Source organism: Nonlabens sp. (assembly GCF_965657255.1).
In the GTDB taxonomy this organism is placed as follows: Bacteria; Bacteroidota; Bacteroidia; order Flavobacteriales; family Flavobacteriaceae; genus Nonlabens.
On sequence record NZ_CBFHNM010000002.1, the window covers coordinates 46,719 to 63,857 of the forward strand.

At 33.8% G+C, this 17,139-nt stretch carries 18 protein-coding genes; 5 read left to right on the forward strand and 13 right to left on the reverse strand.

What is annotated here, in order from left to right:
* Positions 1-95 precede the first annotated feature (95 nt).
* A complete protein-coding gene (locus ACTF54_RS02650; protein ID WP_347195522.1) occupies positions 96-989 on the forward strand; it encodes a hypothetical protein in 894 nt (297 codons plus the stop codon).
* Between the two features lie 306 nt (positions 990-1,295).
* Here the strand turns inward: ACTF54_RS02650 and ACTF54_RS02655 are convergent, their stop codons facing one another.
* Positions 1,296-1,856, reverse strand: coding sequence for a hypothetical protein (locus ACTF54_RS02655; RefSeq protein WP_347195523.1), 561 nt, complete (start codon positions 1,854-1,856; stop codon positions 1,296-1,298).
* 109 nt (positions 1,857-1,965) lie between these two features.
* Here ACTF54_RS02655 and ACTF54_RS02660 point away from each other — a divergent pair, with 109 nt between their 5' ends.
* Both ACTF54_RS02660 and ACTF54_RS02665 read left to right on the forward strand, forming a co-directional pair.
* Complete coding sequence (locus ACTF54_RS02660) at positions 1,966-2,676, forward strand: DUF4197 domain-containing protein (protein WP_347195524.1); 711 nt, start codon at positions 1,966-1,968, stop codon at positions 2,674-2,676.
* A 275-nt stretch (positions 2,677-2,951) separates the two neighbouring features.
* Entirely contained in the window at positions 2,952-3,149 is a 198-nt protein-coding gene (locus ACTF54_RS02665; RefSeq protein ID WP_347195525.1) for a hypothetical protein, read from the forward strand.
* A gap of 12 nt (positions 3,150-3,161) precedes the next feature.
* Here ACTF54_RS02665 and ACTF54_RS02670 read toward each other — a convergent pair whose 3' ends face one another.
* The 7 genes from ACTF54_RS02670 to ACTF54_RS02700 are packed head-to-tail and all read right to left on the reverse strand — an operon-like array spanning position 3,162 to position 10,018.
* Positions 3,162-3,587, reverse strand: a complete 426-nt coding sequence (locus tag ACTF54_RS02670) for a hypothetical protein (RefSeq protein WP_438968682.1) — start codon at positions 3,585-3,587, stop codon at positions 3,162-3,164.
* Complete coding sequence (locus ACTF54_RS02675; RefSeq protein ID WP_438968683.1) at positions 3,587-4,921, reverse strand: DUF58 domain-containing protein; 1,335 nt, start codon at positions 4,919-4,921, stop codon at positions 3,587-3,589. Before ACTF54_RS02675 ends, ACTF54_RS02670 begins: the two co-directional genes overlap by 1 nt.
* On the reverse strand, positions 4,921-6,081 hold the full coding sequence (locus ACTF54_RS02680; protein ID WP_438968684.1) for an AAA family ATPase: 1,161 nt from the start codon (positions 6,079-6,081) through the stop codon (positions 4,921-4,923). Before ACTF54_RS02680 ends, ACTF54_RS02675 begins: the two co-directional genes overlap by 1 nt.
* A gap of 3 nt (positions 6,082-6,084) precedes the next feature.
* The gene (locus tag ACTF54_RS02685; protein ID WP_438968685.1) at positions 6,085-7,374 is read right to left on the reverse strand and encodes a DUF4350 domain-containing protein; all 1,290 of its coding nucleotides are present in this window, start codon (positions 7,372-7,374) and stop codon (positions 6,085-6,087) included.
* On the reverse strand, positions 7,374-8,114 hold the full coding sequence (locus tag ACTF54_RS02690) for a DUF4129 domain-containing protein (RefSeq protein ID WP_438968686.1): 741 nt from the start codon (positions 8,112-8,114) through the stop codon (positions 7,374-7,376). The genes ACTF54_RS02685 and ACTF54_RS02690 overlap by 1 nt, the downstream gene beginning before the upstream one ends.
* A 19-nt stretch (positions 8,115-8,133) precedes the next feature.
* The gene (locus ACTF54_RS02695) at positions 8,134-9,069 is read right to left on the reverse strand and encodes a hypothetical protein (protein WP_347195531.1); all 936 of its coding nucleotides are present in this window, start codon (positions 9,067-9,069) and stop codon (positions 8,134-8,136) included.
* Entirely contained in the window at positions 9,038-10,018 is a 981-nt protein-coding gene (locus ACTF54_RS02700; protein ID WP_347195532.1) for a stage II sporulation protein M, read from the reverse strand. Before ACTF54_RS02700 ends, ACTF54_RS02695 begins: the two co-directional genes overlap by 32 nt.
* 39 nt (positions 10,019-10,057) lie before the next feature.
* Between ACTF54_RS02700 and ACTF54_RS02705 the strand changes: the two genes are divergently transcribed.
* Positions 10,058-10,780: an RDD family protein gene (locus tag ACTF54_RS02705; RefSeq protein ID WP_438968687.1), complete on the forward strand. Its 723-nt coding sequence runs from the start codon at positions 10,058-10,060 to the stop codon at positions 10,778-10,780.
* Entirely contained in the window at positions 10,777-11,400 is a 624-nt protein-coding gene (locus tag ACTF54_RS02710; RefSeq protein ID WP_347195534.1) for a trimeric intracellular cation channel family protein, read from the forward strand. The genes ACTF54_RS02705 and ACTF54_RS02710 overlap by 4 nt, the downstream gene beginning before the upstream one ends.
* 99 nt (positions 11,401-11,499) lie before the next feature.
* On the opposite strand, the gene ACTF54_RS02715 is transcribed toward ACTF54_RS02710, so the two are convergent.
* The 5 genes from ACTF54_RS02715 to ACTF54_RS02735 all read right to left on the reverse strand — a co-directional run bounded on the left by ACTF54_RS02715 (position 11,500) and on the right by ACTF54_RS02735 (position 17,017).
* The gene (locus ACTF54_RS02715; protein ID WP_438968688.1) at positions 11,500-12,402 is read right to left on the reverse strand and encodes a rhomboid family intramembrane serine protease; all 903 of its coding nucleotides are present in this window, start codon (positions 12,400-12,402) and stop codon (positions 11,500-11,502) included.
* Between the two features lie 2 nt (positions 12,403-12,404).
* Complete coding sequence (locus tag ACTF54_RS02720) at positions 12,405-13,067, reverse strand: rhomboid family intramembrane serine protease (RefSeq protein ID WP_347195536.1); 663 nt, start codon at positions 13,065-13,067, stop codon at positions 12,405-12,407.
* On the reverse strand, positions 13,068-14,900 hold the full coding sequence (gene mutL, locus ACTF54_RS02725) for a DNA mismatch repair endonuclease MutL (RefSeq protein WP_438968689.1): 1,833 nt from the start codon (positions 14,898-14,900) through the stop codon (positions 13,068-13,070).
* Between the two features lie 8 nt (positions 14,901-14,908).
* Positions 14,909-15,190: a riboflavin synthase subunit beta gene (locus ACTF54_RS02730; RefSeq protein ID WP_347195538.1), complete on the reverse strand. Its 282-nt coding sequence runs from the start codon at positions 15,188-15,190 to the stop codon at positions 14,909-14,911.
* Between the two features lie 207 nt (positions 15,191-15,397).
* On the reverse strand, positions 15,398-17,017 hold the full coding sequence (locus ACTF54_RS02735) for an ABC-F family ATP-binding cassette domain-containing protein (RefSeq protein WP_438968690.1): 1,620 nt from the start codon (positions 17,015-17,017) through the stop codon (positions 15,398-15,400).
* Positions 17,018-17,139 lie beyond the last annotated feature (122 nt).

A 17,139-nucleotide genomic window follows, 5' to 3' on the forward strand; every position in this document is an offset into this window, starting at 1 on the left:
TGCGCTACTATTAAGATTATTGAATAAAATTCTTGAAAATTGAGGATTTAATAGATGCTGTGATATATTTTTACGATATAACTAAACTCCTTTTTATGAAATATCAAATTACTTTATTACTAGTTTTTTTAGGTTTTGGAATAGCATCTGCACAAAACTATCTGGATCTAGCACGTTTAAATTTTGGTAATACCACTTTAGAAGATGAAGATGGAAATCAAGAAACAGACATTACCAATGTTAATCTTGAATTTCTTTATCCAACTCCTATCAATGATAAAACGGTTTTGATTACTGGTTTTACAGCAGAAAATACAAGTATAGATTTTGGTGGTCTAGCTGGGATTACAAATGAAAACCTTACCATGACGCGTTTAAACCTAGGAGCAAAGATTAGCCACTCTAGAAAATGGACAGGAACTTACTTACTGCTTCCTAAAATAGCGTCTAACTTTGATGATTTAGGTGGCGCTGATTTTCAATTTGGTGCTATTGCTTTGTTAGAATACCGTCACAAAAATAGATTTAGAACTAAATACGGTTTGTACAGCTCTTCTGAAGAATTTGGTGCCATTATTACTCCGTTATTAGGAGTTTATTATAGAACACCTAACAGCAAATTCTATATTGATGCAGCATTTCCTATAAGAATGGAAGCAAATTATAGCATTACAAAACAATTCAGTTTTGGTGCTGATTTAAGAACTTCTATAAAATCTTATAACCTAGGTGGTGTAGATACTTATATACAAGAAGAGTCTATAAGATTTGCTCTTTACGCTGGTTACTCTTTTATGAAAGATCAATTGATCGTAAGAGGAAAAGCAGGTCTAGACACTACTGATTATGGTCTGTACCAAAGCGGCGATACGGTAGGTGCACAAGTACTTACGGTTGCCTTAGGTGGCGATGATAGAACTAGATTGAATAACGAGTATGCAAGTGCATTATTTGTAGGCTTTGATGTTATTTATAGGTTAGATCTATAGAATTACCTTTTATAAAATTTGAAATGCCAATTAGATAATGACTTTATCTTGTTGGCATTTTTTTGTTTTAGGTAAATGGAATTATGACAGTAGATTAAAGTATTTATGGTTCCGCTTTCGCGAAAGCGAATTATATAAAAAACAGGTTAATAAAATCACCTATATCTGAGTGTAAAAGTACTGACACACCATAGCCTTATAGTTTTATAGAGAAATATTCAAATAGGTTTTAAGTTATCAGATCATATTTCTAACAGGCTGAATCTTTCTCTTTCAAATTAAACGATAAATTGCTATACATAATCATTAATCGCTAAAATAGGTCGTTGCAGGACGATCGTCGCTAATTCTCATGTAAGTAGCAACTACAGTTTCTTCATCTTGGCCTGTATCGTTTTCTAAAAACATGGTATTACTAGACCAACCTTGCGCTAACAACAAATCTCCATTTGCATCATTACCCAAAATCGTCTTTTTACTCAGTTTTGAAGTAAGAACAATAAGTGTAAAGAAATGGCTTCCCTTTCTTATTCTAAAATAATGATCTTTAGGTTTTCCTGGTAGCGTCATGGTATCTATTAGTCGGCCAAATTGATACAGCTCTGCAATCACCTTATCATCTTCAGTGTATTGCAAAAACACTTGATTTCCTTCATTAACGTCATGAACTTTTTTAGGAAAATGAAGACACAAGTCATTCCATAGACTATTTTCCAAATCATCAGGAACTCGATTCTCATAAAGTCCGGTTAGTAAGGTTTTAGTTAATACCACAGGCTTAGACTCTACTCTATTAGCGAGGCTTTGTGTCGTATAACAGCTGGATAATAAAAAAGAAATAGCAAGAAATAAAAAGAACTGTTTCATAGGTCACTAGTTTATAGCATTGATGAATCAAATTTAATACCTATATCATCGTATGCAACATTCTTTTTATAGTATCATTTTCTTATACCTTTGGTACAAATATATCCCTATGAAAAAGATAACAATAATACTTGTTACTATGATTACTTTAAGTAGCTGCGGTAGTTTGCAGGAAATAGTAAACAACCTACCACAAGGTGGTGGAGCACTTTCTCAACTAGACATCGGTAATGGGTTAAGACAGGCTTTAGATCAAGGTATCCATAAAGAGGTAACAAAATTAATGGGAGAAAACGGCTTTTATAAAAATGAACTTGTAAAAATATTACTTCCAGAAGAGTTACAAAAAGTAGATAGCGGTTTAAGAAAAATAGGCCTGAGCAGTGTTGCAGATGAAGGATTGAAATTATTAAACCGTGCAGCAGAAGATGCTACAAAAGAAGCACTTCCTATTTTTGTAAATGCTGTGAAGGATATCACTTTTGATGACGCAAAAAATATTCTTCTAGGTGATCAACGTGCTGCTACTTCATATTTAGAGACGAGAACACAACAAGAACTTTATTCTAAATTCTCTCCAGTAATACAGAACAGTCTTGGTAAAGTAGGCGCTACCGATTTATGGGGTAAGGCAATTACAAAATATAATACGATACCTTTTACCAATTCAGTAAATCCAGATTTAACGGATTATGTAACACAAAAAGCACTCGAAGGCGTTTTTAAAATGATTTCTCAGGAAGAAATAGAAATAAGAAATAAAGTTGGTGCAAGAAGTACAGATCTTTTAAAGAGAGTTTTTGCTTTACAGGATAATTAAACCTTACTTCAAATTCAACTAATTGAATTTGAAAACTCAAAAACGACTGTAAGAATTTGTTTATGAATCTAAAAGCTACCGACAGAAATTGTCGGTAGCTTTTTTTATAATATTAGAGAGTGATAAATTTATTTCCTGCGAGCGCCATGGCTACGCTATTCAAATGGATATATTTAATAGATTTTTAACCTAACAACTTTAAAGGTTAACAATTTGATAGGAGTAGTAAACGCAGGACTAGAATATTTTTGTATTCTGATTTAAGTGATATTACCATGAATTACGAATATTTATCCTACGATGTAGCCTTAGAGAAACTCTATAGACTTGAGAAGCTATACAGTTCTCTAATGAAACAATCCTTTGATGCTGCGGTAAAGAATAGATTGTATAGCGATAAGCTTAATGAGAAAGCTTTAAACGTAAAAAAGGAAATCAGTAATATTCGTTCTGGAAAGCTAACGATGGCATAGAATAATTATCTATTACCAGATTGTTTTTGCTGTATCTTCATAAGATCCAGTATTTTTTATGTCTTTTTCTCGCAAATGATTGACAAGAAATGTATCCAGCCTATTAATTCTAATGATATGTAGAATTTCTTTTTTAATGTAGAAATCAGATAAAAATTTAGCATCTATTTCAAGTGTTTCTCCATTAATCTTCAACTTGAACTGATCTTTTTTAGCCCAGAAAAAAGCATTTTTTCTAGTCATTTGAAAAATCAAATAAACAAAAGTTAGTAGGTATAAAAATATCATAATATGCGATATAAAACCGTAATCATCAGAATATCTAAAGAATACTTCTAAGATTCCAACGGTAAAAACTACAACCACTAGACCTGATACCCATTTAGGATATTTCCTAAAGTAGTCATTAAAAAAATATATTTTTTTATTACCGTTCATTATAACAATCCTCTTGCTTTTATTTCTAGGTATTTATTAATCGTGTTTACTGTCAGGTGTTTTGGTTCTGTAAGAATAGTTTGAATACCGTATTTATTTAATTCATTAACGATCAATTTTTTCTCATAGATAAATTTCTCAGCAATCGTTTTTTGATAAATTTCTTGTGTGGACACCGCAGGTTGTTTTACAAGCTCCTGAAGTTCTGTATTATCAAAAAATATGACCACTAGCAAATGATTTTTGGCAATCGCTTGAAGATATGGAAGCTGTCTATGCAGTGCATCCATTGTCTCAAAATTAGTATATAGCAACAACAAACTGCGTTGTGTGATCGATCGTTTAATGTCTATATACAATCTTCCAAAATCGCTTTCTTTAAAGTCTGTATCCAGATTATATAAAGTCTCTAAAATCAAGTTCATTTGAGAAGCTCGTTTTTGAGCCATTACCTGATTAGAAACTTTATCTGAAAAGCTAAACATTCCTGCTTTGTCTCCTTTTTTAAGAGCGATATTAGAAATAACTAGTGTAGAATTAATCGCATAATCTACCAACTTTAGTTCTTCAAAAGGCATTTTCATTACACGACCTTTATCAATTACTGAATATACTGGTTGTGATTTCTCATCCTGAAATTGATTGATCATCAACTGGTTGCGTTTGGCACTTGCTTTCCAGTTGATGTTGCGCACATCATCACCTTGAACATAATCTTTGATCTGTTCAAATTCCATGGTATGGCCTATTCTTCTTATTTTTTTAAGTCCATAATCTTTTAGTTTATTGGTAAAAGCCATCAACTCATACTTGCGCAATTGTAAAAAAGATGGATAATTAGGTACCATGGCGTCTTGATCCACAGAGAATTTACGCTGAGCAAAGCCCAAAACTGTGCTCACAAAAATTTGCAAACCACCAAAATGATATTCACCTCTTTCTGTAGGTCTTACAGAGTAAGGAAAAGCCTTAGATGCGCCACTTTTGATAGTATCATTAATTTCAAAATTACGCTCTTGAAATTGTATAGGCAGCTCGTCGATAATTTTTACGTCTATAGAAGAATTGTAGCGATTTGACACCAGAATCTCTACTGGATTTTGATCACCGTTAGATAACTTATCAGGAAGATTACGACTTGCTTTGATCGCATTTTTAGAACGATACAACAGTAAAATGTCAAATATGAGCAAACCTATCACTACAAAAAATCCTATTTTGAGGTAATCTACTATACGCTCAAAAAAGAACGCAAAGACAAATAACACCACTAGAATTCCTAGTGCTATAAAGAAGCGTTGTTGCAGGTATAGACTTTTAAAGAATTTCTTCACTATCTAGGAATCTCTATGTTTTCTAAAATTTGTGCGACTGCACGATCTGCTGTTAGTCCTTCCATTTCTCTTTCTGGAGTTAATATAATTCTATGACTCATGACCGCAGTTGCGATATATTTAATGTCATCTGGTGTAACAAAATCACGTCCCATAATAGCTGCATATGCTTTAGAACCGTTCATAATAGCAATAGATGCACGTGGTGATGCTCCTAAATAAAGATTAGGGTTGTTACGTGTATCTAAAATTATCTTTGCGATGTACTTGATCAAATTGTTTTCTATCACAATCTCTTTAACCGTTTTCTGATATTTTGCAATCTCAGTGGCATTCATGATGGCATTAACAGTCGATTCTGCATCGGCGTTTTTACGATCATGATGATCGGTAAGAATCTGGATTTCTTCTTCCAGATTAGGATAACCTACATTAATTTTAAATAAGAAACGGTCTAATTGCGCTTCTGGCAATCTATATGTTCCTTCTTGTTCTACTGGGTTTTGAGTAGCAAATACTAAAAACGGAGCATTTAACTCGTATTCCTTACCATCGATGGTTACTTGACGTTCTGCCATAGCTTCAAAAAGAGCTGCTTGCGTTTTTGCCGGTGCTCTATTAATCTCATCGATCAAAATGATATTTGAAAATATAGGTCCTGGTTTGAATTCGAACTCGTTGTTTTTCATAGAGAAAACAGATGTTCCCAATATGTCTGATGGCATCAAATCTGGAGTAAATTGTATACGTGAGAAGTCTACCTGGATTGTTTTTGCAAGCAACTTTGCAGTAATTGTTTTTGCAACTCCAGGAACTCCTTCAATCAAAGAATGACCGTTTGCTAGTATGGAAACGATCAATAAATCGATCATTTCTTCCTGGCCTACGATTACTTTACGCAATTCAGTCTTTATTTTATAAACCGCCGCACTTAAATGATTCAAATCCAGTCTGTTTTGAAATTGTAAAGATGTAGCTTTATCTTCTACTTGTGGCTGGTCTTGGGGTGGTATTGTTGATGGTTGTTCCGCTTTCGCGAAAGCGTTATCAATACCAACCTCTTCACTGTTTTGAACAAATTGATCTTGTGCTGGCTCTTGTGGTGGCTGGCTATTAGATGGATCTTGAGGATTGTTCAAATCGTTATTAGTTTCTTCCATTTCTTAATCTTTAAAAAAGGCTTCTATCCTTTTATTGAGTTGTTTTAATTCGTGTTCACTATGCACAGGTTTCTTGCGCAGGTGATTGATATATTCTATAGTTTCCTTAGTCTGATCTTGAGAGACACCAGCTTTAACAGCAAGACGCTTGATAAAAACCTCATCCATTCTCTCTGTATCTACAAAGTATTTAGATCGCAATTTTTGTTGAAAAAAGCTGATCTTCTTATTGATTAATCCAGAAACGTCCCCATTTTGAAAATATAAATTACCGATGGTCTTAGTAAATTCTACCGTGCTGTTAGCTAATGGTTTTCTTACAGGAATGGCTCTTTGTTCTCGTTTTGCCTTGAAAATAAAATAAAGGAGTATGGCTAGTAAAGTAATGTACCACGACCATTTAAGAGCACTATTATTAAGCACAAATCGAATAGGAGATGCCACAACACGTCTTCCTGATTTACCATAATCATCAAAGAAAACTGGGCCATCATTAAGGTAAGAAAAAACTTCACTCACATATTGCTCTTTACCTTCTTGTAGTAAATAATAATTAGTAAATGCTATGGGATTAAGGTGAAAATATATAGCGCCTTCTCCTACTTTAATCTCTACAAAGTTAGCCTGTGGCACTTGCCTAGACTTAGATTTCTCAATCGCTTTTTCTACAATGCTTTTTGTAGAATCATTTGCCGACTCCAGATTCTCTCCAAAAACATTTTTAATATAACCTTTTAAAGGTTCAAAGGGTAAGACTTCACCTAAAACGGTAGTTCTTGTGGTATCATAACTGGTAAAATGACGGTAGCTACTTCCTTTTTTATAGATATAACTGCGGTTTTCAAAAACCGGATTGTTAAGTCGTACTCTTACCGTATCTTCCTCATAATAGGTATACTGTTTATTTGAAGCTAACTTTAACGTATCGCCAGCTGCACCAGTAACACTTTGTGTGGATACAAAAACTTTATTACCTCGCTCTGCAAATTCCAGCATATAATCCAGTTCTGTTTTATCAAAACCTAAATAATTATTAATGAAGATATAATTTGCGTTGGTATCTTCTTTATGCTTTTTTAAAAAGCTAACAGGATCTTCTTTGATACTTTCTACTTTTTGATCAAAAAGATCGTCCAGTTGATCATAGAGAACAAAGGCGCCGTAAGGAATCTTGTCACCGCTAGTATAACTTTCTTCCCAGCTTAATGGTTGTGGTGTGATGACTTCTAGAAAAAGCATCAATGCTACCACTCCAAAAATTAAATACAGATATATTTTAGATTTCTTATCCATTAGGCTGCTTTAGATTTTATGGATTTGAACTCTTGTACTGCATCCCTGTAAGAGCTTTCATCAATGGAGAATTCACCATACCAGACATGATCGTATAAATAAGATACTTTTTTAAATTGCTCCTTTGTATCTGGGTTTTTAAGTTCTCTGTAATAATCACTATTGGTTTTTTGGAAGTCCCATTCGATTAATTTTCGAGCACTTAAACTTTTAAGCATGGACAGATATTGAAAACGAATAGCGTTTCTATAATTACCTTCTTTTTCATTATTTTGAATCAAATTAGTAAAATCAATTTCTTCAATGTGAGTATCTTCAATAGTAACGCTACTTTTTTCTTTAGAAGTTCTACCAAAAAGTTTTGAAGCGCTTTCATTTCCTACCAGTTTTACGATCATAAAAACAACCACTGCTCCTATCAGAAAATAGAATAAATAAGTAAGTATTTTTATGGTAAATGGTGATAGCGTAAAACCAAAAATATCCTGAATACCTTCTAAAATCCAACTTAAGAATCTACTGAACAAGTTCTGACTGCTAGTCTGTGAACGTTCATAATTAAACTCGCCACTAGAGTATTCTTCATTTAAATCCTGATCAAATTTGCGCACTGTTAGCTCTCTTGTATCATAATTTCTACCTAGCGTATCCACTATTTCAACTGGTTGATCTTCAATTTGCTCAATTAAACCTTGCACATCTTGTGCTTTTCCAATGTTTGAAAAAGCTACTAACATCATAAGAAAGAGTATGAAATTCTTATTCTGCATCTTCTACTCCTAATTTTGAAATGCGATTTCTTAAAAAGACATTGTATTTAGTTTCATGTAGATTGAAATAGAGAAATCCCATAACTAACATGATCAAAAAGAATGCAAAGATACCAGTGATGCTATTGATCGCATAAAAGAAAAATTCTACAGCTTTGATAAAAATATTGTCTTGCAACTCTAAATTATCTTCTGGGCTATTGAACGCATAAAAACCAATAATTAGTCCAGGAACTAACTGAAATAAGATAGAAGTTAAATAAATCAATATCGTACTTACAAAAGATACTCCTATGGCTTTCCAATATTTTGAAAACAACATTTCCCATCCTTTTCCTAAAGCTGCAACTGCATCAAGATTTTCATCATAAGCATAAGAAAACATACTCATTCCTAACCAGGTGAAATAAGAAATCATGATAATAGGGAAAACAAACAAGATCCCTATGATAGGTATAATAGCAGCTATTACAGATACAATAGTTACCGGTATCAGGGCGATTCCTCCTATAAATAAGATTAAAAACATTCCACCTAATTTATTTTTGGCAAAATAAAATACCTCTTTAGAGTTGGGATTATTAGAGCGATCCCTTTCATACAATCGTAAATAAACGCCTGCAAGACTGGCGTTAAGAAGAATTACTAATAAATTCACAATAGCGCTTATAATACTTGCCGCCAGACTAGTTTCTAAAGATCCAGCCATTGCTTGATCCATATAAGTGCCGCTAGAAAGTGCTACTAATGCATCGAGACCAGAACTGGATAAATAGTTCGTTAAAAACAAAATGATGATGAAAATAAAATTATAAGTGATAAACACCTTAAAAATATTTTTATGGTCTCCTTTTAAAAAATCAAAATAGGCGGTAATTACACCGCCAAAATCCCTACGCAATCGAGGCTCTATGTATTTGCTCATATTTGTTTTTAACTATTCTAGGGTATATTCCATAATACCAAATGATCAATGCTGCGCTTCCTATTACAATAATCCAGTTCACGATTGCTGGCATAAAGGCGTATCTAGTAACAAAACCTTCTATAAAACCTGCAATAATGAATAAAGGTATGGTGCTCACCATTACTTTTAAGCCTGCTTTGGCACTTTTTATTAAAGAGTATTTACGTTCATAAGTCTTAGGAAATAGCAATCCATTACCTAAAATAATTCCTGCTGCACCACAAACTACAATTATAGAAAGTTCGATAGTACCATGCAGCATGATCACACGCCATGCTTCAATCGTTACTCTTTCATTATAAAACATGGTAAAAAACGCACCTACCATAACGCCGTTACTAAAAATCACGTATAAAGAACCAATAGATGTTAACATTCCTAATGCAAAACATAACATCCCAACTCTTATGTTATTAATAGTAATACCTAAAAACATGCCGCCTTCTCCACTTTGTTGATAAACCGCTGTAGGATTTCCAGCAGCGATATTATCTAAAGTCATATTCACATAAGCATCACCTAGAATAAGTCTTACAAAACTATCATCATAAAGTGTACTAATAGTACCGATGAATATAGCTACAAAAAATGCGAGAATAGCAAACAAAAATTCTTTTTGATATCCAGAAAAAAACAATGGAAAATCTGTTCTAAAGAATCCTACAATGCTATTTTTGCTTTCTTTCTTGTTAACATATATCTTTTGATGTGCCTGACTAGCGAGCGAATTCAAATACTTAAGAGTATTTGAATTTCTATAATAAGTTTGTGCATAAGCAAGATCGTTAGTAAGATGAATGTACAAATCAGATAAATGATCTGGATTGATCTTTACATTTGCATCTAATGCTCTTTCAAAAGCTATCCATTTTTCCTTATTTTGCTTCACAAAAGCAGCTTCGCGCATGGGCATTTTTTTTTAATAAAGATATAAACTTACAACCGTATGTCAAATACTGCAATTAACACGGCACAAAATGTAAATATTGAATATGAGTTTGCTGGTGTAGGAAAGCGCATGATTGCTTTTTTACTCGATTTTGTAGTGCTAGCCATTTATATAATAGTGATGAGTTTAACTGTTTACAAAGCCGTTGGACTCTTTGATAGTAATAATGTCTTAGGAATTAAAGAGTTATCTCTTCTACCCATTTTTTGTTATTCATTAACTCTACATCTTATTTTTAATGGTCGCACAGTAGGTAAATTCATAATGGGTATCAAAGTAGTTAAGGAAGATGGATCGCCTGCAAACCTATCTGATTTTCTTGTTAGATGGATATTGAGATTGATTGATATTGTATTGTTTTTTGGAACCGTAGGCGTTGTCACCATTTTATTTTCTGAAAAAAAGCAACGTTTAGGAGATATTGCTGCAAAAACAATTGTTATCAATACTAAAAAAAGCACTAAAATTTCTTATACCATCCTAGAAGAGCTTGATCCCAATTATCAACCTCAATTTCAAAATGCCTACATCCTATCTGACGCTGTAGTTAATGAGATCAAAGATATCTATCGTCTAGCTGGCGAAAGTCGCGATTACATGACTCTTAGAGAATTGCGCAATAGAGTAGAGCAACTATTAAACACTCAATCAGATTTACGAGATGGCGCATTTATACGCACAGTTCTTAAAGATTACACTTATTTAACTCAAGGACGATGAATTTCATTGAAATTATTGATGTTTTAGGTACTATTGCCTTTGCGATTTCTGGTGCTCTTGCAGCTTTTTCAAAAAAATTAGATCCATTTGGTATTATAATAATTGCGTTTGTTACTGCTATAGGCGGCGGTACTTTGAGAGATATTTTAATAGGTGTTGATCCTGTTTCATGGATGCGCAATATGAATACTATTTACATTATTCTTGCTTGCGTTATCATCACTTTTATTTTTAAAACCAAACTATTAAAACTACGTAAGACGTTATTTTTATTTGACGCTATTGGGATAGGTTTATATACTGTGGTTGGTTTAGAAATGGGAATTGTCGCAGGTTTAAACCCTTTTATATGTATCATACTTGGCTGTATGACAGCCTGTTTTGGTGGTGTGATACGTGATATTTTGATCAATGAAATTCCTGTAATTTTCAGAAAAAATATTTATGCTACTGCTTGCATTGCTGGTGGTATGATTTACTTTTTGCTTTTAGAATTTAATTTATCTAACAATATTGTTTTCATCGTTTCAGCTATAACAGTAATTGCAACACGTGTTTTGGCTGTTATTTTTAAATTAAAGCTTCCTTCTCCGTATAGTGATGAAATTATAAAAGAATAAATCATGTGTGTTTTCGCTTTCGCGAAAGCGAAACAAAACAGCTATCTATGATGATAATTAATATTGTGCTTAATTTTCTAGTACTTAAGTAAGAGTATCTTATTCCTTTCCTGCTTTAAAGAGGTAATCTTTCTCTGCTTTTGATAGAGATTCATAACCGCTAGAAGAAATCTTATCTAGAATCGCGTCAATCTTTACTTGATCTGTAGACTTAGCTGAAGTAGTTTTTCTTGTAGTCGTTTTACCTTTGTATACCGTTTTCATTTTTGCTTTACGCTGGGATTTAGGTTGTTTAGGACTAGACTTAAAAAGGTTTGCAATGTAGTCTCCTATTTTTGCAAATCCTTCTAAAATATCGATACCAGATTTCATGCGAGTTGCGGCATAATAACCTACGGCTGCACCAGCAAGATGTGCCAGATTACCGCCTGCATTAACACCTAAAGCTGCTCCTACTATATTTATAGCAAGAAAAAAATAAGCAAAGTATTTTAATTTGATATTAACTATAATCAGTCGATACTCAGATTCTGGGAAGTAAGTACATGCAAAAAAGATAAGCGCAAATACACCTGCGCTAGCACCTATTAAACTTGTGCCTTTGAAAAAACTAGGCAATAGGTTTGTAGCTAAAGCGAAAGAAATTGCTCCTGCAAATACTCCTAAAAAGAACAACGTTAGAAACTGCCTACCTTTAAATATGTTTAGAATATATCTTCCTGCGATAAAAATACCGAAGGCATTACCTATAAAATGAAGTATACCATCGTGTAAAAAACCATAAGTAATCCAGCTCCATGGTTTTAAAAGCAGTTCAACAAAGGAACGGTTTGTTAAATCCTCAAAGGTGTAACCATAGGAAAGAGCTAATTGATGATAAGCTGGAGCGTACAAAAAACTTAAAATCCAACCTAAAATAGTGGTTCCTAATAGTACAGTTATAAGCTTTGCACTTCTATCAAAAGTGGCATACTTTAATTTAAACTGATCCCAAACATTCATAATTAATAGATTCTATATTTATCCATGTCATTTCTTTTCCAGTACCAAATCATGATAAATCCGAATAATGCGCCACCTATATGAGCCAGGTGAGCAACATTAGCGCTACTACCAATAATTCCCAAGGTAGCAAGTAATTCTTTGATCATATAGAACCCTATCAAATATTTAACTTTTACAGGAATAGGAATAGGAAACAGAACCATAGTACGATTAGGAAACAGCCATATAAAAGCAGCCATAACACCATAAACAGCACCACTGGCTCCTACTGAAGGTCGATAATAACCATCACGCATAAAAGCATTTGTATCAAACAAAAAACTATAATAATCTACCGCTGTTACGGTCAGAAATGCGCCAATACCGCACATCAAATAAAAGAATAAAAATCTTTTAGATCCCATCCAGTTTTCAATCGATGGTCCTAGAAATACTAAAAACAGCATATTATAGAGTATGTGCGTATAGCCATCTAGACTATGCATAAACATGTGCGTTACAGGTTGCCAAACTTGAAAATTAGGATTATCTATAAACCACAATGCAAAAGTATCAAATAGAAAAGGGGCTAAATCTCTGGCTAGAAAAGCCATTCCTAAGTATATGACGACGTTAAGAATCAACAAATTCTTAACCATGGGTGATAAATTAAAATTGATCATTTAATTAAATTTTGAATTTAAACTGTCACCAGATAAATTGATAAAAATTCTCTTTCCTGCAGCGGTTATTTCAGGTTCTTTACAGGCAAATAACTCGTCTACTAAGTTCTCCATTGCTTCATTAGTCAATGATTCTCCAGTTTTAATAGACATATTGGCTGCCATGGTTTGCGCCAGTCTATCTGCCGGAGAGTATGCGTTTTCAGGTAGATCTTGTTGTTCTTTTGCGATCACAGCTTCTAGAACAGCAGGAACATCCTTTTCCTTAAGTTCTAAAGGAAGGCCTTCTATTTCTACGACGTTATTTTCTAAACTTTTGAATTGAAAACCAGTATGCTCGAGCTCTTCCTGTAAATTGACGAGAACCGCTACTTCTTCTACAGGCAAATTTATTTTTATAGGAAAAAGCAATTGTTGACTCACTCCATTTTGTACAGTAAGCTGTCTCAATAGCTTTTCATATAAAATACGTTCATGAGCACGTTGTTGATTTACGACTAACAAGCCACTTTTCAAAGTGCTTATGACAAACTTGCGCTGCAACTGAAAAATATTGCGTTGCTCTACTTCATGTTGTTGAAAAATAGAAGTAGTAGACTCTTCTTGATGTGTTTCATCAAAGATTTGCGAAGTTTCTTCTAAACCTGTATACAGTGCTTCCCAAGGCTGTGATGGTGGTTTTTGATAAGAGGTTGTTTGAAATGACTTGCTTGAATTACTTTCTTGCTGAAACGGATTAAAATCTGGATTCACCTCTATTTTAGGAGCCTGAGTTTGATTGTTTTTGGCCACATCATAAGGAACTTCATATTGCTTTTCCTGCTGAAAATCAATCGAGTTTACAGAAAACTGACCTAATGCATGCTTAACACTTGCTCTTAAAATAGCGTACAAACTATGCTCATCATCAAATTTAACCTCGGTTTTTGTTGGGTGTATATTTATATCGACGCTATCTGTAGGAACTGTGAGGTATAAGAAGTATGCTGGATTTGATTTATCTTTTAAAAGACCTTCAAAAGCACTGACCACTGCGTGATTCAAATAATTATGCTTAATAAATCTATCATTCACAAAAAAATATTGAAGACCTCGAGTTTTTCTTGCAAATTCTGGTTTACCGATATAACCTTTAATGGTCATTAACTCTGTTTCTTCTTCTACAGGAACTAGTTTTTCATTAGTCTTTGCACCCATTATACTAACGATGCGCTGTCTATGTGTACTTCTTATGAGATTAAATAATGAAGTATCGTTATGAGTAAAACTGATCGCTACTTCTGGATGCACCATGGCTACACGATGAAACTCGTCCGTGATATTTCTTAATTCTACTTGATCAGATTTTAAGAATTTTCTTCTGGCTGGAACATTGTAGAATAGATTGCGTACACTAATCATAGTTCCTGGAGAAGTTACCACAGGCTCTTGTCTTGTAACTTTACTTCCTTCTATTTCAAGTAAAGTTCCTAGATCGTCTTCCAGTCTCTTGGACTTTACAACAATCTGAGCAATAGCAGCTACAGAGGCGAGAGCTTCTCCTCTAAAACCTTTAGTATAAAGATTAAAAAGATCATCTGCCGTAGATATTTTTGATGTTGCATGACGTTCAAATGCCATACGCGCATCTGTCATACTCATTCCTTTACCATTATCAATGACTTGGATGAGCGTTTTACCGGCATCTTTTATGATTAACTGTATTTGAGTAGCACCAGCATCTATAGAATTTTCAAGAAGTTCTTTTACAACACTAGATGGTCGTTGCACAACTTCACCAGCTGCAATCTGGTTTGCAACATGATCTGGTAATAATTTTATAATATCTGACATGAAGTCGGTTAGAATCTAAAAATGGATAAATCAAAATCAATAATCCAAAGGAAAATCAAAACAAGAATAGCGATAATGATTAGAAGTCTTCTTTTCACTAAAGCATCAGTTCCTTGTTTAAGGTCTTGAATTGCATTACCAAATTTTCCTTTGATACCTACATTTTGTACGGTAGAACGTTGATCATCAAATTTGTGTTTGATTTGAAAAGGTTTATCACCAGAACTATTTTTATAGTATCGTGGCTCATAATCGTACTTTTTATTTTTTCTGCGACCTATTATTCCCATAACCCTTGGTATTTTACAAATTTAACGAATACTCGTTAGAGATTATGCAAAGACTGTTCCTAATAAAAAGTAAAATCAAGAGATGCCATAAAGAATGACCAAATCCCTGAGAAATTGAGAATATGATCAATTCAATCAATCACAACACTGTCATCCCATTTTTTTTTGGAATAAATAGAATGGTATGTTAGGTTTCAAAACTACCTACTATACCGTATACATTTTATTCCTTAACTCTTTAATTTTCTTATCGTCCATATACTCTTCAAAAGTAGTGTAGCGATCAATCACACCATTAGGTGTTAATTCAATCACGCGATTACCTACAGTTTGAGCAAACTCATGATCATGAGTAGTTAACATCACAGTCCCTTTAAAATTCTTTAAACTGTTATTTAAAGCTTGGATAGATTCTAGATCTAAGTGATTAGTAGGTTCATCAACAATAAGAACATTTGCTCTCTTCATCATCATTTTAGATAGCATACAACGTACTTTTTCTCCTCCAGAAAGAACACGAGCACTTTTCAAAGCCTCTTCACCAGAAAAAATCATCTTCCCTAAGAAACCTCTAATGTGTACCTCTTCTCTTTCTTCTTCAGTTTGCGCATATTGTCTTAACCAATCTACTAAGTTCAAGTCTACATCAAAAAACTCTGCATTATCAACTGGTAAATAACTTTGTTCTGTAGTAACACCCCAATTGTATTTTCCGGCATCTGCAGTCGCACGACCCATTATAATGTCGTAAAATAAGGAAGTAGCACGACTGTCTTTAGAAAACACCACAACTTTATCTCCTTTTGCAAGATTGATATCTACATCTTTAAAAAGGACTTCTCCATCTACAGAAGCTGCTAACTTTTCAACATTCAAAATTTGATCTCCAGCTTCACGATCGCGCTCAAATATAATAGCAGGATAACGTCTAGAAGATGGTTTGATCTCAGATATATCTAATTTATCAATCATCTTCTTACGAGAAGTTGCTTGTTTAGATTTTGCCACGTTTGCACTAAATCGAGCAATAAACTCTTGAAGCTCTTTTTTCTTCTCTTCGGCCTTTTTATTTGCCTGCTGGCGTTGTCTGGCTGCTAATTGAGAAGACTCATACCAGAAAGTGTAGTTACCAGTGTATTGATTAATTTTACCAAAGTCAATATCTGCAATATTAGTACATACCGCATCTAGAAAGTGTCTATCGTGCGATACAACAATAACCGTATTTTCATAGTTAGCAAGAAAGTGCTCTAACCACGCGATAGTTTCATAATCCAGATCGTTAGTAGGCTCATCCATAACTAATACATCTGGTGTGCCAAAAAGCGCTTGGGTAAGAAGGACACGCACTTTTAATTTATTATCCATATCACCCATCAACGTGTGATGATATTCTTCACCTATACCCAGATTAGATAGTAAGGAAGCGGCAGCGCTGTCTGCATTCCAGCCGTCCATTTCTTCAAATGCCACTTGCAACTCGCCTATTCTGTCTGCATTTTCATCACTATAATCTGCATAAAGAGCGTCAATTTCTGACTTTAATTTATACAAAGGCTTGTTCCCTTTAAGCACCGTTTCTAAAACAGTATCACCATCATGTGCATTGTGATCTTGCTCTAGAACAGACATTCTCTTCCCAGCCTCTAGATTCACATGACCACTAGTGGGTTCCATTTTGCCAGTAAGGATTTTTAAGAAGGTAGATTTTCCAGCACCATTAGCACCTATTATACCGTAGCAATTACTACCACCAAATTTTGCATTTACCTCATCAAATAATACACGCTTACCGAATTGTACCGATAAATTAGAAACCGTTAACATAAATTCATTTTTGAATTTGCAAAAATACTCAATCTGTAGAGTTTTAGTAGAACTCTTTGCCATCAATTTAACAGTGTATTAACTCGATTTTTAGATCATTAAGCCGTTTTTTGTTGTTATCT